This window comes from Frigidibacter sp. RF13 (genome assembly GCF_026626305.1).
Classification (GTDB): Bacteria; Pseudomonadota; Alphaproteobacteria; order Rhodobacterales; family Rhodobacteraceae; genus TMP-24.
Genome location: NZ_JAPNUE010000002.1, coordinates 384,393 through 402,962, shown reverse-complemented (window position 1 = coordinate 402,962; position 18,570 = coordinate 384,393). Strand labels below are relative to the sequence as shown.

At 66.1% G+C, this 18,570-nt stretch carries 19 protein-coding genes; 13 read left to right on the top strand and 6 right to left on the bottom strand.

What is annotated here, in order from left to right; all coding sequences use genetic code 11:
- Positions 1-11: 11 nt before the first annotated feature.
- Entirely contained in the window at positions 12-866 is an 855-nt protein-coding gene (locus OU426_RS07625) for a peptidylprolyl isomerase (protein ID WP_267633328.1), read from the bottom strand.
- 181 nt (positions 867-1,047) lie between these two features.
- Between OU426_RS07625 and secA the strand changes: the two genes are divergently transcribed.
- The 6 genes from secA (at position 1,048) to OU426_RS07595 (ending at position 7,862) form a co-directional block, all read left to right on the top strand.
- Positions 1,048-3,774, top strand: coding sequence for a preprotein translocase subunit SecA (secA, locus tag OU426_RS07620; RefSeq protein ID WP_267633327.1), 2,727 nt, complete (start codon positions 1,048-1,050; stop codon positions 3,772-3,774).
- A gap of 116 nt (positions 3,775-3,890) precedes the next feature.
- Positions 3,891-4,916: a hypothetical protein gene (locus OU426_RS07615; protein WP_267633326.1), complete on the top strand. Its 1,026-nt coding sequence runs from the start codon at positions 3,891-3,893 to the stop codon at positions 4,914-4,916.
- 72 nt (positions 4,917-4,988) lie between these two features.
- On the top strand, positions 4,989-5,453 hold the full coding sequence (locus OU426_RS07610; protein ID WP_267633325.1) for a RidA family protein: 465 nt from the start codon (positions 4,989-4,991) through the stop codon (positions 5,451-5,453).
- A complete protein-coding gene (locus tag OU426_RS07605; RefSeq protein ID WP_267633324.1) occupies positions 5,450-6,229 on the top strand; it encodes a glycerophosphodiester phosphodiesterase family protein in 780 nt (259 codons plus the stop codon). Before OU426_RS07610 ends, OU426_RS07605 begins: the two co-directional genes overlap by 4 nt.
- 31 nt (positions 6,230-6,260) lie before the next feature.
- Complete coding sequence (locus tag OU426_RS07600; protein ID WP_267633323.1) at positions 6,261-7,433, top strand: GNAT family N-acetyltransferase; 1,173 nt, start codon at positions 6,261-6,263, stop codon at positions 7,431-7,433.
- Between the two features lie 57 nt (positions 7,434-7,490).
- Complete coding sequence (locus OU426_RS07595) at positions 7,491-7,862, top strand: 4a-hydroxytetrahydrobiopterin dehydratase (protein WP_324289804.1); 372 nt, start codon at positions 7,491-7,493, stop codon at positions 7,860-7,862.
- Positions 7,863-7,892: 30 nt separating this feature from the next.
- Here OU426_RS07595 and OU426_RS07590 read toward each other — a convergent pair whose 3' ends face one another.
- Positions 7,893-8,378 (bottom strand): peroxiredoxin, encoded by a 486-nt coding sequence (locus tag OU426_RS07590; RefSeq protein ID WP_267633322.1) that lies wholly within the window; start codon positions 8,376-8,378, stop codon positions 7,893-7,895.
- Positions 8,379-8,457: 79 nt separating this feature from the next.
- Here OU426_RS07590 and OU426_RS07585 point away from each other — a divergent pair, with 79 nt between their 5' ends.
- The 4 genes from OU426_RS07585 to OU426_RS07570 are packed head-to-tail and all read left to right on the top strand — an operon-like array spanning position 8,458 to position 11,523.
- Positions 8,458-9,666, top strand: coding sequence for an NAD(P)/FAD-dependent oxidoreductase (locus OU426_RS07585; protein WP_267633321.1), 1,209 nt, complete (start codon positions 8,458-8,460; stop codon positions 9,664-9,666).
- 1 nt (position 9,667) lies between these two features.
- Complete coding sequence (locus OU426_RS07580; RefSeq protein ID WP_267633320.1) at positions 9,668-10,306, top strand: glutathione S-transferase family protein; 639 nt, start codon at positions 9,668-9,670, stop codon at positions 10,304-10,306.
- Between the two features lie 9 nt (positions 10,307-10,315).
- On the top strand, positions 10,316-10,879 hold the full coding sequence (gene rsmD / locus OU426_RS07575; protein WP_267633319.1) for a 16S rRNA (guanine(966)-N(2))-methyltransferase RsmD: 564 nt from the start codon (positions 10,316-10,318) through the stop codon (positions 10,877-10,879).
- The gene (locus tag OU426_RS07570; protein ID WP_267633318.1) at positions 10,876-11,523 is read left to right on the top strand and encodes an HAD family hydrolase; all 648 of its coding nucleotides are present in this window, start codon (positions 10,876-10,878) and stop codon (positions 11,521-11,523) included. The genes rsmD and OU426_RS07570 overlap by 4 nt, the downstream gene beginning before the upstream one ends.
- Before the next feature lie 78 nt (positions 11,524-11,601).
- Here OU426_RS07570 and map read toward each other — a convergent pair whose 3' ends face one another.
- Positions 11,602-12,408: a type I methionyl aminopeptidase gene (gene map, locus OU426_RS07565; protein WP_267633317.1), complete on the bottom strand. Its 807-nt coding sequence runs from the start codon at positions 12,406-12,408 to the stop codon at positions 11,602-11,604.
- Between the two features lie 122 nt (positions 12,409-12,530).
- On the opposite strand from map, the gene OU426_RS07560 reads away from it, so the two are divergent.
- From OU426_RS07560 to OU426_RS07550, 3 genes are read left to right on the top strand one after another with little or no spacing between them, the layout of a single operon-like run.
- Positions 12,531-13,262, top strand: a complete 732-nt coding sequence (locus OU426_RS07560; RefSeq protein ID WP_267633316.1) for a competence/damage-inducible protein A — start codon at positions 12,531-12,533, stop codon at positions 13,260-13,262.
- On the top strand, positions 13,259-13,963 hold the full coding sequence (locus OU426_RS07555; protein ID WP_267633315.1) for a GNAT family N-acetyltransferase: 705 nt from the start codon (positions 13,259-13,261) through the stop codon (positions 13,961-13,963). Before OU426_RS07560 ends, OU426_RS07555 begins: the two co-directional genes overlap by 4 nt.
- Complete coding sequence (locus OU426_RS07550) at positions 13,960-14,943, top strand: OmpA family protein (RefSeq protein ID WP_267633314.1); 984 nt, start codon at positions 13,960-13,962, stop codon at positions 14,941-14,943. The genes OU426_RS07555 and OU426_RS07550 overlap by 4 nt, the downstream gene beginning before the upstream one ends.
- 56 nt (positions 14,944-14,999) lie before the next feature.
- On the opposite strand, the gene OU426_RS07545 is transcribed toward OU426_RS07550, so the two are convergent.
- The 3 genes from OU426_RS07545 to OU426_RS07535 all read right to left on the bottom strand — a co-directional run bounded on the left by OU426_RS07545 (position 15,000) and on the right by OU426_RS07535 (position 18,563).
- The gene (locus OU426_RS07545) at positions 15,000-15,905 is read right to left on the bottom strand and encodes a LysR family transcriptional regulator (RefSeq protein WP_267633313.1); all 906 of its coding nucleotides are present in this window, start codon (positions 15,903-15,905) and stop codon (positions 15,000-15,002) included.
- A 189-nt stretch (positions 15,906-16,094) separates the two neighbouring features.
- A complete protein-coding gene (locus OU426_RS07540) occupies positions 16,095-18,116 on the bottom strand; it encodes an NADPH-dependent 2,4-dienoyl-CoA reductase (protein WP_267633312.1) in 2,022 nt (673 codons plus the stop codon).
- A 90-nt stretch (positions 18,117-18,206) separates the two neighbouring features.
- Positions 18,207-18,563: a hypothetical protein gene (locus tag OU426_RS07535; RefSeq protein WP_267633311.1), complete on the bottom strand. Its 357-nt coding sequence runs from the start codon at positions 18,561-18,563 to the stop codon at positions 18,207-18,209.
- Between the last annotated feature and the right edge of the window lie 7 nt (positions 18,564-18,570).

Sequence of the window (18,570 nt, the reverse complement as noted above, 5' to 3'; positions counted from 1 at the left end):
TCCCGTCTTGCTTATTCAGCCGCGTCGAGCAGCTCGACCTTCTTCAGGATCGTCGGATCGATCCCCTCGCTGTTGCGCACGACCGAAGCGCCTTCGGTCAGCTCCGTCACCCGCGCCTCGACCGCGGCCTGGCGCAGGTCGCCCTCAAGCTCGGGCTTCACATCCTCGAACTTCGGCGCCTCGGCGACGCGCACGTCATTGAGCTTGATGACATGCCAGCCGAAATCGGTCTGGACCGGGTCGGAGATCTTGCCCTTTTCCAGTGCCACCACCGCATCCTCGAACGGCTTGACCATCATGCCGAGCCCGAACCAGCCCAGATCGCCGCCATTGGCTGCCGACCCCGGGTCTTGCGACTTTTCCTTGGCGATGGCGGCAAAATCACCGCCCGCGTCCAGGTCTGCCTTGATCGCCTTCGCCTCGTCCTCGGTCGCGACCAGAATATGATCGGCGTCATATTCCTTGGTCGGCTCGGCGTTCACGTATTTTTCCTCGTAAAGCTTCTTGAGCGCCTCGTCCGTCACCGCCGAGGCGGCGGCGGCATCGAGCACCGTCGCCGACAGGTAAGACCGTTTCTGGTTCTCGATCATCAGAAGGTCGAGCTTCTTCGGCGCCTTTTCCGCTTCCTGCGCCAGCGCCGTCTGCTGGATCAGCTGTTCCAGAACGCCGTTGAACAGAACCTCGTCCGGCAGAGCCTTATATTGTTCGGGCAGTGCCTCGCGCGCCGCGATCAGATGGCCAAGCGTGATGTCCGTGCCGTTCACCGTCGCGATGACCGTCGCAGCCGTCGGCTCCTCGGCGCGGGCGGGCGCCGCGAGCGTCAGTGCCGCAAGGGCAACCGACAGCAAAAGTCCGGATTTCATCATTCTCACAAGCTCCTGATGGGTCGCAAACCCTTGCGACGTTGACTATCGGGGGGCAGCCGCTTACATCGCCTGAAGCCTCGAACGGCCCCGCCCGCCCGGTTTCTGCGCCTATCTAGGCCTGAGGGCAATCCGCGGCAAGGCCGATCTCGGCAGGATATCGCGCAACCCGAGCGGAGAGAAAATGCTGGGTCTTGGAACAATCGCACGGAAGGTCTTCGGCAGCCCGAACGACCGCAAGGTCAAATCCGTGCGCCCGCTCGTCGAAAAAATCAACGCGCTGGAGCCGGAGTTCGAAAAGCTCTCGGACGAGGGGCTGAAGGAAAAGACCGCGGAACTTAAGGCGCGGGTGGCGGGTGGCGAAAGCCTAGAGAAAGTCCTGCCCGAAGCCTTCGCCAACTGCCGCGAGGCGGCGAAACGCGCGCTGGGGCTTCGTGCCTTCGATGTGCAGCTGATGGGCGGCATCTTCCTGCACCAGGGCAATATCGCCGAAATGCGCACCGGCGAGGGCAAGACGCTGGTCGCGACCTTCCCGGCCTATCTGAACGCGCTTTCCGGCAAGGGCGTGCATGTCGTCACGGTGAACGATTATCTCGCCAAGCGCGACGCCGACTGGATGGGCAAGGTCTATTCCGCTTTGGGCATGACCACCGGCGTCGTCTATCCGTTCCAGGGCGATCAGGAAAAGCGCGACGCCTATCGCGCCGATATCACTTACGCCACGAACAACGAGCTTGGCTTCGATTACCTGCGCGACAACATGAAGGGGTCGCTCGAGGAAATGGCCCAGCGCGGCCACAATTTCGCGATCGTCGACGAGGTGGATTCGATCCTGATCGACGAAGCGCGGACACCCCTGATCATCTCCGGCCCCTCGCAGGACCGGTCGGAACTTTACAATACGCTCGACAAATACATCCCCGAGCTGCAGCCGGAACATTACAAGGTCGACGAAAAGACCCGCAATGCCACCTTCACCGAAGATGGCAACGAATATATGGAAAAGCGCCTGCAGGCCTCGGGCGTCCTGCCGGAAAACCAGACGCTTTATGACCCGGAATCGACGACCATCGTCCATCACGTGACGCAAGCCTTGCGCGCCCACAAGCTCTTCCAGCGCGACCAGCACTATATCGTCCGCGATAACGAAGTGATCCTGATCGACGAATTCACCGGCCGCATGATGAAGGGCCGCCGTCTGTCGGACGGTCTGCATCAGGCGATCGAGGCCAAGGAAGGCGTGCGCGTCCAGCCTGAAAACGTGACGCTCGCGCAGGTCACCTTCCAGAATTATTTCCGCCTCTATGACAAGCTCGCCGGCATGACCGGTACGGCGGCGACCGAGGCCGAGGAATTCGCCGAAATCTACCGGCTTGGCGTCGTCGAAGTCCCGACCAACCGCCCGGTCGAACGCAAGGACGACCACGATCAGGTCTATCGCACCGCCCGCGAGAAATACGAGGCGATCATCAAGCGCATCCAGAAGGCGCATGATAAGGGCCAGCCGATCCTCGTCGGCACGACCTCGATCGAGAAATCTGAGATGATTTCCGAAATGCTGAAGAAGGAAGGCATTCCGCACAATGTGCTCAATGCCCGCCAGCATGAACAGGAAGCCAAGATCGTCGCCGATGCGGGCAAGCTCGGCGCCGTCACCATCGCCACCAACATGGCCGGTCGCGGGACCGACATCAAACTCGGCGGCAATGTCGAGTTCAAGGTGATGGAGGCGATCGCCGCCGACCCCGAGGGCCATCCCGACGAGGTGCGCGCCCGGATCGAGGCCGAACACAAGGCCGACGAGGATGCGGTGAAAGCGGCGGGCGGCCTTTTCGTCTTGGCCACCGAACGCCACGAAAGCCGCCGGATCGACAATCAGCTGCGCGGCCGATCGGGCCGTCAGGGCGACCCGGGGCGGTCCTCCTTCTACCTCTCGCTCGAAGATGACCTGATGCGCATCTTCGGGTCAGACAGGCTGGACAAGGTTCTGTCCACGCTCGGCATGAAGGAAGGCGAATCGATCGTTCACCCCTGGGTCAACAAATCGCTCGAACGCGCGCAGGCGAAGGTCGAGGGCCGCAATTTCGACATCCGCAAGCAGCTTCTGAAGTTCGACGACGTGATGAACGACCAGCGCAAGGCGATCTTCGGCCAGCGCATGGAGATCATGTCGACCGAGGACATCGAAGAGATCGTGCAGGACATGCGCCATCAGGTCGTGGACGATCTGGTGGATGAGCATATGCCGCCGAAAAGCTATCCCGATCAGTGGGATACCGCCGGTCTGCGCGAAGCGGCGGCGCGGCAGATGAACCTCGACGTTCCGGTCGCCGACTGGGCGGCCGAAGAGGGCGTCGATCAGGACGCCGTGCGCGAACGGCTGTACGAAGCCTCCGACAAGATGATGGCCGAAAAGACCGAGGCCTTCGGCCCCGAGACCATGCGCCAAGTCGAAAAGCAGTTCCTCCTGCAGACGATCGACCAAAAATGGCGCGACCACCTCCTGACTCTTGAACATCTGCGCTCGGTCGTGGGTTTCCGCGGCTATGCCCAGCGTGACCCGCTGTCGGAATACAAGTCCGAAGCCTTCCAGCTCTTCGAGAACCTCCTTGACGGCCTCCGCTCGGAGGTGACGCAGAAGCTTTCCCAAGTCCGCCCGATGACCGAGGAAGAGCAACAGGCGATGATCCAGCAGTTCCTCGCCCAGCAGCAGGGCACGCAGAAGGCCGCGCAACCCAAGGAACCGGCGCTCGCGGATGCGGCCCCGGCCGCCGCCGCCCAGCCACAACCGGAAAGACTCGCCGGGTTTGACGAGGCCGACCCCGCAACCTGGGGCAATCCGGGCCGCAATGACGCCTGCCCCTGCGGGTCGGGCAAGAGGTTCAAAAGCTGCCACGGCCGCGTCGCCTGACCGGTCGCGCTACGAACGGGCCGCGTCTTTCGGCCCGTTCCTTTCACGTTTGAGCCACCCTGCTGCCAAAGTCTTCGCCTAGCCCGAAGGCGTCTGAGCTCTGGAGGCAGTCCGCCATGTCACTCAAACGCTCCGTCCTCCTCGCCGCAAGCGGGCTGATCGTGGCCGCAGCCGCCACCACGGTCGCCAGCGGTCGGATCGGCCTGCCGTCGGTCGGCGGGGGCGAGCCCGCCATCGGCGCGGCGCAGCTGACGGCAGCCATCGCGCCCGCACCGGCACAGGACGGCGCGGCGGAAACCGCCCTCGCCGCCAACCTGCGGCAAAGCCTGCCGGACTTCCCCGACCTTCCCACGCCCGCCCTGACCCCGCAGGCGAATATCGTCCGTGTCGTCGCACGCGCGACCAGCGCAAACGACGTGGCGGTGCCCGACCTCTCTGCCGTGACCCGCGAATATGACGCCTATGGCGTCGCCTGCGCCGAACCGACGCTCAAACTCGTCAAGCTCCGCACCGCGATGCTCGGCCTTTCCCTCTCCGCCCCCTGCCATGCGGGCGAAGTGGTCCGCGTCAGCCATGCCTCCCTGACCTTCGCGGCCCGCCTCTCGGCCACGGGCACCTACGCGACGACTATTCCGGCGCTCGGTACCGCCGGCGCGGTCGAGGTGACGATGGAGCGCGGCATCCGGCTGGAACAGGTCATCCCGGTTCCCGATATCGGCACGGTGGTGCGCATCGCGCTTCAGCTTCGCGGGCAGGACGGCCTGCATCTGAACGCGCTAGCGAACGGCGCCGCCTTCGACGCCCCCGGCCTGATCGCGCCCGCGACGCCGGGCCATCCCTCGCTCGGCAGGGGCGGCTACCTGACCCGCCTCGGCGATCCGACGCTGGACGATCCGCTCCTTGCCGAAGTGCTGACACTGCCCGCAAGCGCCGACGCCGCCCGGCCGATGCTGGTGGTCGAGGTCGGCGCGGCGAATTGCGCGCGCGACCTTCTGGTGACCGTGGCCACAGCGGAAGGCCGCGCGGTGCCGCGCACCGGTGCCGTCAGCTTCTCGATGCCGGACTGCGACGCGGCGGGCCAGCGCCTCGCGCTCGATGCTTCAACCTTCCTGACCCGCCAGCTCGCCGCAAACTCCAACTGAGCCGCACCGGACGGGCTTGAAGAGCCGTCGCCCTGCCCCTAGGGTGCCCGCCGACCGATCAGGGAGGTGGATATGACCGGCAAGATTGACGCGCGGCTCGCAGAGCTTGGGTTGGAGCTGCCGGACGCCCCGGCGCCCGCTGCCAATTACGTGCCTTACGTCCAGTCGGGCGATCTTGTCTTCGTCTCGGGCCAGATCAGCCAGTCGAAGGACGGTCTGATCAAGGGCCGCCTCGGCGCCGACATGGATGTGGCCGCCGGTGCCACCGCCGCCAGGGCCTGCGGGCTCTCGATCCTCGCCCAGGTCCGCGCGGCCTGTGGCGGCGACCTCGACCGCGTGGTGCGCGTGGTCAAGCTCACCGGTTTCGTCAATTCGACCGGCGATTTCACCGACCAGCCCAAGGTGATCAACGGCTGCTCCGACCTGATGGTCGAGGTCTTCGGCGATGCGGGCCGCCATGCCCGCGCCGCCGTCTCCGCCCCCGCGCTCCCCTTGGGCGTCGCGGTCGAGATCGAGGCCGTCGTCCAGATCAAATGACCGTAACCCGCCCGCCCCTGCCCGACGCCTTCCTGCGCCTACCGATCACGCATCGCGCGCTGCACGACCGCGCCGCCCTGCGGCCGGAGAATTCCCGCGCTGCGATCAGGGCCGCCATCGCGGCGGGCTACGGAATAGAGATCGACATCCAGCCATCGGCCGACGGCGTGCCGATGGTCTTTCACGATTACGACCTGCGCCGCCTGACCGGCCAGCCCGGCCGCATCCGCGGCCTGACGGCGGCCGAACTTGGCGCCCTGCCGCTTCTCGACGCGGACGAAGGCGTGCCGACGCTCGCCGACGTCCTGAGCATCGTCGCAGGCCGGGTACCGCTGCTGATCGAGATCAAGGATCAGGACGGCGCCATGGGCCCCGCCGTGGGCGATCTGGAAAGGGCGGTGGCCGAGGCGCTTCAAGGCTATGCGGGCGATGTGGCGCTTATGTCCTTCAACCCGCATTCGGTGGCCGCGCTCGCCCGCCACGCCCCCGACCGGCCGCGCGGCCTGACGACCAGCGCCTACCGGGCCGAGGACTGGCCGCTGCTGCCCGCCCCGGTTCGCGACCATCTGCGCGAGATCCCCGATCTCGACCGGGTCGGCGCCAGCTTCATCTCGCACGAGGCCGCCGACCTCGACCGGCCACTCATCGCGGCGCTGAAGGCCAAGGGCACTCGCATCCTCTGCTGGACGATCCGCTCGCCCGAGGCGGAAGCCAAGGCCCGCACGGTTGCCGAGAATGTGACCTTCGAATCCTACGCAGCACCGTTTGCCCCTTGACGCCGGGGCGCCAACCAGCCCCCCTCGCGGCATGAACCTGACCGTCGCCGTCCTCGACAGCCTCGACAAGATCGCCCCCGGCGACTGGGATGCCTGCGCCGCGCCCGAGGCGGCCCAAGGCCGCGCAGCGAATCCTTTCCTGACCCACCGCTTCCTCTCCGCACTCGAGAAATCCGGCTCCATCGGCCCGGGCACCGGCTGGCAAAGCCTGCATCTTGCCGCCCGCGACGGCGACGATCTGATAGGTGTCCTGCCGCTCTACGCCAAAAGCCACAGCCAGGGCGAATATATCTTCGATCACAGCTGGGCCGACGCCTACGAACGCGCGGGCGGGCGCTACTACCCGAAACTGCAGTCCGCCGTCCCCTTCACCCCGGTCACCGGTCGCCGCTTGCTCTGCCGCCCCGACCGCCCCGACGCGCGCGAGGCGCTCCTCGGCGGCGCCCTGCAACTCGCCCGCCAGAACGACATCTCGTCTCTCCACATCACCTTCTGCACAGAGGAGGAATGGCACTGGGGCCAGACCGCCGGCCTCCTGCCGCGCCTCACCCAGCAGTTCCACTGGGAAAACCGCGGCTACGCTAGCTTCGACGCTTTCCTCGGCGACCTCTCCTCGCGCAAGCGCAAGACGATCCGCAAGGAACGTGCGCTGGCGCAGTCCTTCGGCGGCACCATCCGCCAGCTGACCGGCGACCGGATAGAACCCGCCCACTGGGACGCCTTCTGGACCTTCTATCAGGACACCGGTAGCCGCAAATGGGGCCACCCCTACCTGACCCGCGCCTTTTTCGACCTTATCCACGAGACGATGCGCGACGACGTGATGCTCGTCCTCGCCGAACGGAACGGCCAGCCCGTCGCAGGCGCCCTGAACTTCATCGGCCGCGATACGCTCTACGGCCGCTACTGGGGCGCGATCGAGGATCACCCCTGCCTGCATTTCGAAGCCTGCTATTATCAGGCCATCGACTTCGCCATCGCCAACAGCCTTGCCCGGGTCGAGGCGGGGGCACAGGGCGACCACAAACTCGCGCGCGGCTATCTGCCCGTACCCACCTATTCGCTGCACTGGCTGGCCGACCCCGGCCTCGCCCGCGCGGTCGAGCGCTATCTTAAGGCCGAACGCGAGGCGGTCGGGCAAGAGATCGCGGCACTGGCCGACCTCGGCCCCTTCCGCGCCGGACCGGACCGCGCGGGGGATTGAAACCTTGCCTCCGGGACGAAACACTCCCAGCGGCACTGATATGAGAGAGGAAGAGTGATGCCCGACGCCCTGAGCAAAGAGGAACGCGCAAGCGAACTGCCCGCCCTGGGCGACAGCGGCTGGCGCGCCGTCGCGGGCCGCGACGCAATCCGCAAGATCTGGAAATTCAAAAGCTTTTCCGAAGCCTGGGGCTTCATGTCCCGCGCGGCTCTCGTGGCCGAGAAGCTCAACCACCATCCCGAATGGTCGAACGTCTACAATGTGGTGGACGTGACGCTCACGACCCATGACGCGCCGGGCCTCTCCACACTCGACCTGACCTTCGCCAAACGCCTCGACAAACTGGCGGGAGCGGCAGACGTCCAGCGCGACCACTCCGAACCGGTCACCTGCCTGTGCGAGGAACGCGCCGCCCGGAAAGGGGCCTGACAGCCCCTCCCGAATGCCGATCAAGAACCGTCAGAGCGTATCGAGCAGCGCCTCGCCCTGCGAGATATTGCATTCACCCGGCTTGTCCACGTTCAGGCGGGTGATGACCCCGTCCTCGACCAGCGCCGCGTACCGGTTCGACCGCCCGATCAGACCAAGATGCGGCGCGGTGAAATCGAGGCCGAGGCCCTTGGTCATAGACCCATCGGCATCGCCGAGGTGGACGATTCCCGCCTTGGTTGCCCCGGTCGCCTCGCCCCAGGCCTTCAGCGTGAACGGGTCGTTGACGGAAATGCAGATGATTTCCTCGACACCTTTCGCACGAAACTTCTCCGCTGTCCGGATGAAGCTCGGGATGTGAGAGGTCGAGCAGGGGCCGGTGAATGCGCCCGGCAAGGCGAAGACCACTACCTTGCGACCCTTAAGCCTGTCGCTCAATTGAACCGTCTCGGGTCCGCTGGCCCCCATGGTAACGAGACTGGCCTCGGGCATGCGCCCGCCTACCGATAGCTGCATCGTTCATCCTCTCGCGTTGCGTTCTCCCGTGTCGACGATATAGGTTTCCAGCCTGCGAGGACCAGAGGGAGAATATCGGATGAGCGGCATCGTGATTATTGGGGCCGGTCAGGCAGGTGCCTCGCTCGCAGCGAAGCTGCGGGCACTCGGCTATACCGGCGCCCTCACCCTGATCGGCGAAGAACCGGTTCCCCCCTATCAGCGTCCGCCCCTGTCGAAAGGCTATCTCCTGGGCGAGATGGAGCTTGAGCGGCTTTACCTCCGCGCCCCCGCCTTCTGGGCCGAACAGAAGGTCACGCTCCGCCTCGGCGCCCGGGTCAGCGCCATCGACACCGCCGCGCGGACCCTGACCGTGGATGGCGAAACGCTGGACTACGACCAACTGGCCCTCACCACCGGCTCGCGCCCCCGAACGCTACCGGCTGCCATAGGTGGCGCTCTGGAGAATGTCTTCACCGTCCGCACGCTCGCCGACATCGACCGGATGGAACCCCTGATGCGCAACGGTGGCAGTGCCGTGATCGTCGGCGGCGGCTACATCGGGCTGGAGGCTGCCGCCGTCGCCGCGAAACTCGGGCTGAAAGTCACCGTCATCGAAGCCGCCCCCCGCATCCTGCAGCGTGTCGCCGCCCCCGAAACCTCGGCCTATTTCCGCGACCTGCATGCCGCCCATGGCGTCACGATTATCGAAGGCACCGGCCTCGACCGGCTCACGGGCGAGACGCATGTCACCGGCGCGCGCCTCTCGGACGGCCGCGAGATTTCGGCCGATCTCGTCATCGTCGGCATCGGCATCCTGCCGAACAGCGATCTGGCCGAGGCCGCGGGCCTCGCCATCGAAAACGGCATCCGAACGGATGAACAGGGCCGCACCTCCAACCCGCATATCTGGGCCGCTGGCGACTGCGCCTCCTTCCCGCATCAGGGGGGGCGCATCCGGCTTGAAAGCGTCGGCAACGCCATCGACCAGGCCGAACTGGTGGCCGAGAACATGCTCGGTGCCGGAAAGACCTACGAGGCCAAACCCTGGTTCTGGTCCGACCAGTATGACTGCAAGCTGCAGATCGCGGGGCTGAACACCGGCTATGACCGGATCGTCACCCGCCCCGGCGAGGCGGGCGCGACCTCCTTCTGGTACTATCAGGGCGACCGCCTTCTTGCGGTCGACGCGATGAACGACAGCCGCGCCTACATGATCGGCAAGCGCCTGATCGAGGGCGGCAAGTCGCCCGACCCGGCCATCATCGCCGACCCCGCGGCCGACTTGAAACCTCTGTTGAAAGGCTGAGATGAGCATCCTCGTCTGTCACTATGTCGACGGGTCTCCCTTCGCACGGATGCTGCGGGTCATGGCACGCGAACTTGGACTGGCAATGGAGGAGAGGGAGGTGATCGACTTCCCGCCTGCACCCGCATTCTTCGAAGTGAACCCGCTGGGCCAGGTTCCGGTCCTGATGGTGGACGGCGCGCCTCACTTTCCCACCGAAATCGCGATGGAAGCGATGGGCGACAAGGCTGCGACGTTTCAAGAGGTGCCCCTCCCGTTCCGCCTGTCTGCCTACCCGCTTAACGATCGCCAGCTGCTCGCAGTCATCCTTGCGCTTGGAGACCAGATCGCCGGCATACGCTATCGTATCTGGGCGGGACTGAAGCCTGTTGGCCCGAACCGGCTCGGTTTCGATATGGATGCGCGCGGGCGCGAGCGTGTCACCGCAACCCTGGACTGGCTGGAAAGCCGCCTTCTGTCGGATGGGTTCCTGTCCGAAGGCTTGTCGCTGCCGGACATTGCCTTCGCCTGCCTGATCCTTTGGACCGAGTCGCGCGGCCCGATCGCGTGGCGCGGTCGACCCCGGCTGGAAACGCTGGTCGACCGTCTGGCAGGGCGGAAGAGCTTCCGGGACACAGCGCCCCGGCCGCTGGCGATTTAGGGCGGCATCATGCGTATCATCGGTGGCACACGACGGGGCTTGAAGCTTGCAGAGGTGGGCACGGGCGATGCCACCGCCCACTTGCGTCCCACCTCCGACCGGGTGCGCGAGGCAATCTTCAACCTCCTCCTCAACGGCCCCTACGGCAATCCCGTGCAGGGCGCGCGTGTCCTTGACCTTTTCGCCGGCACCGGCGCGCTCGGGCTCGAAGCCCTCTCGCGCGGCGCCGCGCGCGTGACCTTCGTCGATGACGGCACTGCCGCCCGCGCGCTTCTCCGCCGCAATATCGAGCTGATGCAGGCCGCGGGCACCACCGACATCTGGCGCCACGACGCAACCCGGATGAGCCCCCATCGCGGCCCCGCCCACGATCTCGTCTTCCTCGACCCGCCCTACGGCAAGGGCTTGGGCGAAAAGGCGCTGGCCTCCTGCCTCGCGGGCGGCTGGCTCGCGAAGGGCGCCCTGATCGTCTGGGAGGAAAGCGCCCCCCCGATCCCGCCCGTCGACCTCGAACCACTCGACCAGCGCAGATACGGCGACACGATCGTCACCATCCTGCGGCTCCCGGCATGAGGCCCGCCGCCGTCCTCTTCGACTGCGACGGCGTGATCGTCGACAGCGAAAAGATCACCCTGCGCCTCTTCGCAGACAGCCTCGCGCGCCACGGCCTGCCCCTCGTGCCCGCCGAGATCGAAAGCCTCTTCCTCGGCGGCACGCTCGCAAGCGCGGCCGACGAGGCCCGCCGCCGCGGCGCCCGCCTGCCCGAGGACTGGGTCGAAGCCACATACGAAGAAATGTTCGCCCGCCTCGCCGAAGGCACGCCCCTGATCCCGGGCATCGAACCCCTGCTTGACGCGCTCGACAAGGCCGCCATTCCCCATGCCGTCGGCTCGAACGGCCCACACCGCAAGATGGCCGTCACCCTCGGACAGCATCCCGCCCTGCACGCGCGCCTCGAAGGCCGCATCTTCTCGCGCGAAGACGTGGCCCGCCCCAAACCCGCGCCCGACCTCTATCTCCACGCCGCCCGCGCCCTCGGCGCCGACCCCGCCCGCTGCGCTGTCATCGAAGACAGTCCAAGCGGTGTCCGCGCCGCCCTCGCCGCCGGCATGTGCTGCTACGGTTTCGCCGCCGGCACCGACGGCAACCGCCTCGCCGCAATAGGTGCCATACCTTTCAGGGCAATGGCCGACCTCCAGGACCTTCTCTGTCTCTGATCACGTTCTGTCCCGAAATACTCCGGGGGGGTCCGGGGGGCAGCGCCCCCCGGCGGATCGACGCCGAAGGCGGCGAACCTACCAGGTCGGGTGGAACTTGCCTGCGGGCGAAAGCGTGAACAGCTCGCAGCCATCCGCCGTCACGCCCACCGAATGCTCGAACTGTGCCGACAACGATTTGTCGCGCGTCACCGCCGTCCAGTCATCGGCCAGGACCTTGGTCTCCGGCCGGCCGAGGTTCACCATCGGCTCGATGGTGAAGAACATACCCTCTTCCAGCCGCGGCCCGGTGCCGGGGCGGCCGTAATGCAGGACGTTCGGCGGCGCATGGAAGACGCGCCCCAATCCATGGCCGCAGAAATCGCGCACCACCGACATGCGGTTCGCCTCGACGTAGGACTGGATCGCATGGCCGATATCGCCGAAGGTCTTGCCCGGCCGGACAGCCTCAATCCCCTTGAACAAGGCGTCATGCGTGACCTGGATCAGCCGCTCGGCCTTCCGGGGCAGATCGCCCGCCACATACATCCGGCTCGTATCGCCATACCAGCCATCGACGATCACGGTGACATCGATGTTCAGGATATCGCCGTCTTTCAAGACCTTCGGCCCGGGTATCCCGTGGCAGACCACATGGTTCACGCTGATGCAGGAGGCGTGCTGATAGCCGCGATAGCCGATTGTCGCCGACACGACCGCACGCCGCTCGATCTCGGCCCGGATGAAATCGTCCAGGACCTCGGTCGTCACACCGGGCGCCACCAGACCACCCACCTGATCGAGGATTTCCGCCGCCACGCGGCCCGCCTTGAGCATGCCCGCGAAATCGGCGGGCTCATGAAGGGTGATGCCGTCCTTGGTCTGACGGGTGCGCGGTTCGTCCACGGGGCCGGTCCTTTCGAAATCCCGCCCTAGATAGTGAAGAAATCCGCGCTTGGCCAGAGCCGGGGCTTTTCGGGGGGAAACGGGCGGCCTATAGGGGGAGGCATTGGTGATGAAAGGCCGCGATGCAGAACCCTACCGCCTCCATCCTGATCATCGGCGACGAGATCCTGTCGGGGCGCACCCGCGACGCCAACATGCATTACCTCGCGGGCGAGCTTTCCCGGATCGGCATCGACCTTGTCGAGGCGCGCTTCGTCTCCGACCGGCATGAGGCGATCGTCCAGGCGGTGAACGCCCTGCGCAGGACGACCGACAATCTCTTCACCTCGGGCGGCATCGGCCCCACCCATGACGACATCACCGCAGATGCCGTCGCCGCCGCCTTCGGCCTGCCGATCTCGGTCCGGGCCGATGCGCGGGCGCTTCTTCAGGCCCATTACGACCGTTCGGGGGTCGAGCTGAACGAGGCGCGGCTCCGCATGGCGCGCATTCCCGAGGGTGCGATGCTCATCGACAATCCGATTTCCGCCGCGCCGGGCTTCACGCTCGAAAATGTTCATGTGATGGCCGGCGTGCCCACGATCTTCCAGGCCATGGTCGCCTCGCTCCTGCCCCGCCTCACGGGCGGCAGGCCGCTTCTGTCGCAGACCCTGCGGGTGATGCGCGGCGAAGGCGTGATCGCCGAACCCCTGCGCGCGCTGGCAGAGGAATTTTCCGACCTCTCCTTCGGCTCCTACCCGTTCGTGCAGGACGGTGTCTATGGCACCAACCTCGTCGTCCGTGGTCAGGATGCCGCGCGGCTTGATGCGGCCATGCTGCGACTCGCGGCGCTTGTGGGCGGCGCGGCTGCATGACCGATCTTCTCGCCGCCCTCGACAGTACCTGGCCCGCCGCCTCGATGCACCGCGCGGGCGGCTGGCTGGTGCGCGAGGGCCGGGGCGGCGGCAAGCGCGTATCGGCGGCCACCGTCGCGGGTGAGGACGCGAGCGCGACCATCGACATGGCAATCGAGGCGCAGGCCGCTCTCGGTCAGCCACCACTCTTCTCACTACGCGACGGCGATGTGGCAGAAGACGAGGAACTCGCACGCCGGGGCTTCCGCATCGTCGATCCGACCGTGCTCTACGAGGCGCCGCTCGATGCTCTTACGGCAGAACCGCCCCGCCACATGACCAGCTTCCCGATCTGGCCGCCGCTCGCCATCATGGCCGATCTCTGGGCCGAGAGCGGCATCGGCGCAGCGCGGCAGGCGGTGATGGCGCGCTGCACGCTACCCAAGACCGCGATCCTCGGCCGGGTCGAGGATCGCGCGGCGGGGGTCCTATACATTGCCATCGATGGCGATCTGGCGATGCTTCATGCGCTGCATGTGGCACCCGATTTCCGCCGCAAGGCGCTGGCCCGGAACCAGATGCGCGCGGCGGCAGCCTGGGCGCGTGACGCGGGCGCCCTACGTCTTGGCCTTGCCGTTACCGAAGCGAACGTCCCGGCCCGCGCGCTTTACGAACGGCTCGGCATGGGTCCCGTCGGCCGATACCATTATCGCGCCGGATGAGACGCACGCTCCTCATAGCCGTTGCCACGGCCCTTCTCGCCGCCGCGGCACAGGCCGCTCCGCCCTTGTTGCCGGGCCTCGACGCAGGCCTGCAAACGACCTCGCGACCCGCCGAAGGCGCCGCCTATGACCTGCCTGTCGGCGCCTGGGAAGGCGGGCGCATGCCGAAGGTCGTGCTTGCGGGCACCATCACCCGCACCGCCTGGCGCCTGCCCGAGGGGACGGGCACACTCCAACGCGCGGAAAGCCTGAGGCAGGCCCTCACCGATCAGGGCTATGGCGTGATTTTCGCCTGCGCCACCGATGCCTGCGGCGGCTTCGATTTCCGCTATGATCTCGCGCTCTTTCCCGAACCCGACATGCATGTCGATCTCTCGGACTTCCGCTACCTTTCTGCGGTCAAGGGTGTCGGCCCCGGCGCCGATTATGTCGGCCTGATGATCAGTCGCGCCGGGGCAACGGATTTCGTCGAGATGGTCCATATTTCCGGCAGCGGCACGCCGGGCGCGCCGCCACCGCCACCGCCGCCCAACCCTGCACAAACCGGCACAGCGCAACCCACTCCCGCTCAGCCGCCGCCCGAACCGTCCCTGTCCGTCGCCAGCGATCTGGCCGCCGCGCTGCTTGCGGACGGTCACAGCGTTCTGGACGGGTTCAGTTTCGCCTCCGGCTCGGCAGAGCTTCAGGTGACCGCACCGGGCGAGTTGGCGGCTCTCGCGCAGTTCCTCGCCGACAATCCCGAAGCGAAGATCGCCATCGTCGGCCATACCGATGCCTCGGGCAGTCTCGATGCCAATATCGCGCTCTCGCGCCGCCGGGCCGAGGCGGTCGCGGCGCGTCTGGTGTCCGAATTCGGCGCCGACCCCGCGCGGATCGAGGCGCAGGGCGCGGGTTATCTGGCGCCGCGCGCCAGCAATCTGACCGAAGAGGGCAGGCAGAAAAACAGACGGGTCGAGGTGGTGCTTACCTCGACCCGCTGATGATCCGGTGGCAGCCGGTCAGACGCCCCAAACTGGCGGTCTGGGGGGCGTGTGGCTTACCAGGCGTCCGGGCCCTTGTCGACAAAGGCCTGGGCGAGAAAGTCGATGAAGGCGCGCACCTTCGGCTGGGTGAAACGGCCCGGCGGATAGACGGCATAGATGCCCAAGGTCTCTACCGGCAGATCGGAAATCGCCTCTTCCACCAGCCCCTGCTTCATCGCATCGGCGTAAAGGAACGACGGCAGATAGGCGATGCCAAGACCCGAGATCGCCGCGTTCAGAAGCGACTGGCCATCGTTCACCGTCAGCCAGCCCGCCGTGCGGATCTGCCGCTTCTCGCCCGAGGGCGCGGTGATCTTCCAGACGTTGCCAGAGGCCTGATTCGAGTAATGCAAAAGCTTGTGCTCGTTCAGATCGTCGATCTTCTGCGGACGGCCGTAGCGCGAAAAATAAGCGGGCGAGCCGATCATGCGCTTGGCTGTGTCGGTCAGCTTGCGCGCACGCAGGGTGGAATCCTCAAGCTCGCCCACCCGAATGGCCATATCGAACCCTTCAGAGATGAGTTCCACATAGCGGTTGTTCAAAACCATGTTCACCGTGATCTCGGGATATTCCAGCAGGAAGTCCCCCAGAATCGGCGAAAGCAGATTGACGCCAAAGTCAGTGGCGACCGATATCCGCAGAAGCCCGGATGGTGCAGATTGCATCGAGGTGACAAGGGCATCCGCTTCGCCCGCATCGTTCAGAACGCGGCGGGCTCGGTCGTAATAGGCCAGTCCAATCTCGGTCGGCGAAACGCGCCGGGTCGTACGGTTCAAAAGACGTGCGCCGAGGCGGGCCTCAAGCGCGGAAACGTGTTTGGAGACAGCGGATTTCGAAATCCCCATCTTCTTGGCCGCGTCGGTAAACCCCCCCTGGTCTACGACGGTGGCGAAGGCCTCCATTTCTGTAAGTCGGTCCATTGTGCACCCTGAATAGACATTGCCCGCCGCGGACCGGTATCGACGCCAATTTGGGCAAGAATGCGGAAACGACCCGACAAGACTAGGGTATTGTTCGGAACCGATAGGCCCAATTTTGCCCCGAAGGGTTCCAAATGGTTTACACCGGGGCGCCCGCTCGGGCGGCCCCGCCCAACAATTTAAGGAAAATCAGAGGATTGCTGCCAGCCGCGTGCCCTGATCGATCGCCCTTTTTGCGTCAAGTTCGGCCGCCAAATCGGCGCCACCGATCACATGAACCTTGCGGCCCTGCGCGATCAGAAGGTCGGCAAGACCGCGTTCGCTTTCCTGTCCGGCGCACAGAACGACTGTTTCCACCGGAATAAGGCGGCCGTTCTCACGCTCCGGGCCAAAGGAAACCCGCAGGCCCGTCATCGCGATCCGTTCGTAATTAACCCCGCCCAGCATCTCGACGCCCTTGGCCTGCAAGGTGGCGCGGTGGATCCAGCCCGTGGTCTTGCCCAGATGGCGACCGGGCCGTTCCGGCTTGCGCTGCAACAGGACGACCTGCCGCGCCGCGGGTTCGGGCGCCGGGCGGCCAAGCCCGCCTGCGCGGTCCGCCGGATCGGCAACGCCCCATTCATGGCGCCAGTCTGCCGGGCGCACCGTCGGGCTCGGATGCGGCTCGACCAGAAATTCGGCCACATCGAACCCGATGCCGCCCGCGCCGATCACCGCGACCTTCTCGCCCGCAACCACGCTGCCGGTCAGGATATCGGCATAGCTCGCCACCTGCGCACCCGCGCAGGTCTCGATCCCCGGATCGCGCGGCCGCACGCCGGTCGCGATGATCACCTCGTCGTACCCGGCCAGATCCTCGGGCCGGGCGAGGCTGTTCAGCCTGAGATCGATTCCGCTAAGGCCGACGCGGGTCCGGAACCAGTCGACGAAACCGTGAAACTCCTCCTTGCCCGGCACGCGCTTGGCAAGGTTCAGCTGCCCGCCGATCTCGCTCGACCGCTCGAACAGGGTCACAGCATGGCCGCGCTCATCCAGCGCCAGCGCCGCCGCCAGGCCGGCGGGACCGGCGCCCACCACGGCAATTTTCTTCACCTCGGCGGCAGGCGGCATCACCAGTTCCGTCTCATGGCAGGCACGCGGATTGACAAGGCAGGATGTCAGCTTGCCCGAGAATGTGTGATCCAGACAGGCCTGGTTGCAGGCGATGCAGGGCGCGATCTCGGCCGCCCGTCCCGTCGCCGCCTTCCGCACGAAATGCGGATCGGCGAGGAAGGGCCGCGCCATCGACACCATGTCGGCGCATCCCTCGGCCAGCACCTGTTCGGCCACCTCGGGGCTGTTGATCCGGTTCGAGGTGATCAGCGGGATCTTCACCTCGCCCATCATTTTCTTCGTCACCCAGGCGAAAGCCGCGCGCGGCACCGATGTGGCGATCGTCGGAATGCGTGCCTCATGCCAGCCGATGCCCGTATTGATCATCGAGGCGCCCGCCGCCTCAATGGCCTTTGCAAGCGTCACCACCTCGTCCCAGGTCGAGCCTTCGGGCACCAGATCGATCATCGACAGCCGATAGATCAGGATGAAGTCATTGCCCACCGCTTCACGGACCCGGCGCACCACCTCGACCGGCAGGCGCATGCGGTTCTCGTATGACCCGCCCCAGCGGTCGGTGCGCTTGTTGGTGTGGGCGACAAGAAACTGGTTGAGGAAATAGCCCTCCGACCCCATTACCTCCACCCCGTCATAACCCGCCTCGCGGGCGCGGGTAGCCGCGGTGACGATATCCGCGATCTGCTTTTCGATCCCGGCCTCATCCAGTTCCTTCGGCGGGAAGGGAGAGATCGGCGACTTGATAGGCGATGGCGCCACGCATTCCGGCCCGTAGGCATAGCGCCCGGCATGCAGGATCTGCATCGCGATCCGCCCGCCCGCCTCCTGCACGCGCGCCGTCACCGTCTGGTGGTTCGCGATATCCTTGTCCGAGAAAAGGCCCGCTGCACCCGGAAACACGCCCCCCTCGCGGTTCGGCGCCATGCCGCCGGTGACCATCAGCCCGACACCGCCGCGCGCCCGCTCGGCATAGAATTCCGCCACCCGGTTCCAGTCGCCCACCTCTTCCAGATTGGTGTGCATCGACCCCATCAAGACCCGGTTCGGCAGGGTCACATGCCCAAGGTCGAGCGGCGAAAGAAGGTGGGGATAGTCAGACATGCGCCCTCCGGTCAGCGGCAGGACCCTGCCCCGGAATCGGCCCCTATGTCACGGAAGACGCTGCGTCACATCGGGCATTTTGGGCGTTGCTCAACCCTCGCGACAGTGCTGCCTGAAGGCCCGCGCCAGCAAGTCCAGATCGGCGCGCAAGAGCGCGATCTCGGCGACAAGATCGGTGCCGTCCGGCGTGCCCGCGCTGATCGCGAAATGGCCAAGCCGCACGCCAGATGCGCGGTCGATCACCTGAAAGACCTGCACACCTTCCTCAATGGCCGCCGCCGGTATCGGGGCGATGAGGCGCCAGTGCCCCGCTGCCCCTGTGGCAGCCTCAACCGACAGGTCCGCCAGCCGTTCCTCGCCCCACCAGATCTCGATCCCGGGCGCGGCACCGGCCTTGACCAGCCCGTGCCAGATGCCCTTGGCGATCCTGCTTTCCAGAAGCTCCATTCCCATC

What these genes read in the sequence shown, in the direction of transcription:
- secA (WP_267633327.1), top strand. Translation starts at nt 1,048, where the DNA reads ATGCTGGGTCTTGGAACAATCGCACGGAAGGTCTTCGGCAGCCCGAAC.
- OU426_RS07545 (WP_267633313.1), bottom strand. Translation starts at nt 15,905, where the DNA reads ATGGACCGACTTACAGAAATGGAGGCCTTCGCCACCGTCGTAGACCAG.
- rsmD (WP_267633319.1), top strand. Translation starts at nt 10,316, where the DNA reads ATGCGTATCATCGGTGGCACACGACGGGGCTTGAAGCTTGCAGAGGTG.
- OU426_RS07625 (WP_267633328.1), bottom strand. Translation starts at nt 866, where the DNA reads ATGATGAAATCCGGACTTTTGCTGTCGGTTGCCCTTGCGGCACTGACG.
- OU426_RS07540 (WP_267633312.1), bottom strand. Translation starts at nt 18,116, where the DNA reads ATGTCTGACTATCCCCACCTTCTTTCGCCGCTCGACCTTGGGCATGTG.
- OU426_RS07610 (WP_267633325.1), top strand. Translation starts at nt 4,989, where the DNA reads ATGACCGGCAAGATTGACGCGCGGCTCGCAGAGCTTGGGTTGGAGCTG.
- OU426_RS07570 (WP_267633318.1), top strand. Translation starts at nt 10,876, where the DNA reads ATGAGGCCCGCCGCCGTCCTCTTCGACTGCGACGGCGTGATCGTCGAC.
- OU426_RS07595 (WP_324289804.1), top strand. Translation starts at nt 7,491, where the DNA reads ATGCCCGACGCCCTGAGCAAAGAGGAACGCGCAAGCGAACTGCCCGCC.
- OU426_RS07550 (WP_267633314.1), top strand. Translation starts at nt 13,960, where the DNA reads ATGAGACGCACGCTCCTCATAGCCGTTGCCACGGCCCTTCTCGCCGCC.
- OU426_RS07605 (WP_267633324.1), top strand. Translation starts at nt 5,450, where the DNA reads ATGACCGTAACCCGCCCGCCCCTGCCCGACGCCTTCCTGCGCCTACCG.
- OU426_RS07585 (WP_267633321.1), top strand. Translation starts at nt 8,458, where the DNA reads ATGAGCGGCATCGTGATTATTGGGGCCGGTCAGGCAGGTGCCTCGCTC.
- OU426_RS07580 (WP_267633320.1), top strand. Translation starts at nt 9,668, where the DNA reads ATGAGCATCCTCGTCTGTCACTATGTCGACGGGTCTCCCTTCGCACGG.
- OU426_RS07590 (WP_267633322.1), bottom strand. Translation starts at nt 8,378, where the DNA reads ATGCAGCTATCGGTAGGCGGGCGCATGCCCGAGGCCAGTCTCGTTACC.
- OU426_RS07535 (WP_267633311.1), bottom strand. Translation starts at nt 18,563, where the DNA reads ATGGAGCTTCTGGAAAGCAGGATCGCCAAGGGCATCTGGCACGGGCTG.
- OU426_RS07615 (WP_267633326.1), top strand. Translation starts at nt 3,891, where the DNA reads ATGTCACTCAAACGCTCCGTCCTCCTCGCCGCAAGCGGGCTGATCGTG.
- OU426_RS07600 (WP_267633323.1), top strand. Translation starts at nt 6,261, where the DNA reads ATGAACCTGACCGTCGCCGTCCTCGACAGCCTCGACAAGATCGCCCCC.
- OU426_RS07555 (WP_267633315.1), top strand. Translation starts at nt 13,259, where the DNA reads ATGACCGATCTTCTCGCCGCCCTCGACAGTACCTGGCCCGCCGCCTCG.
- OU426_RS07560 (WP_267633316.1), top strand. Translation starts at nt 12,531, where the DNA reads ATGCAGAACCCTACCGCCTCCATCCTGATCATCGGCGACGAGATCCTG.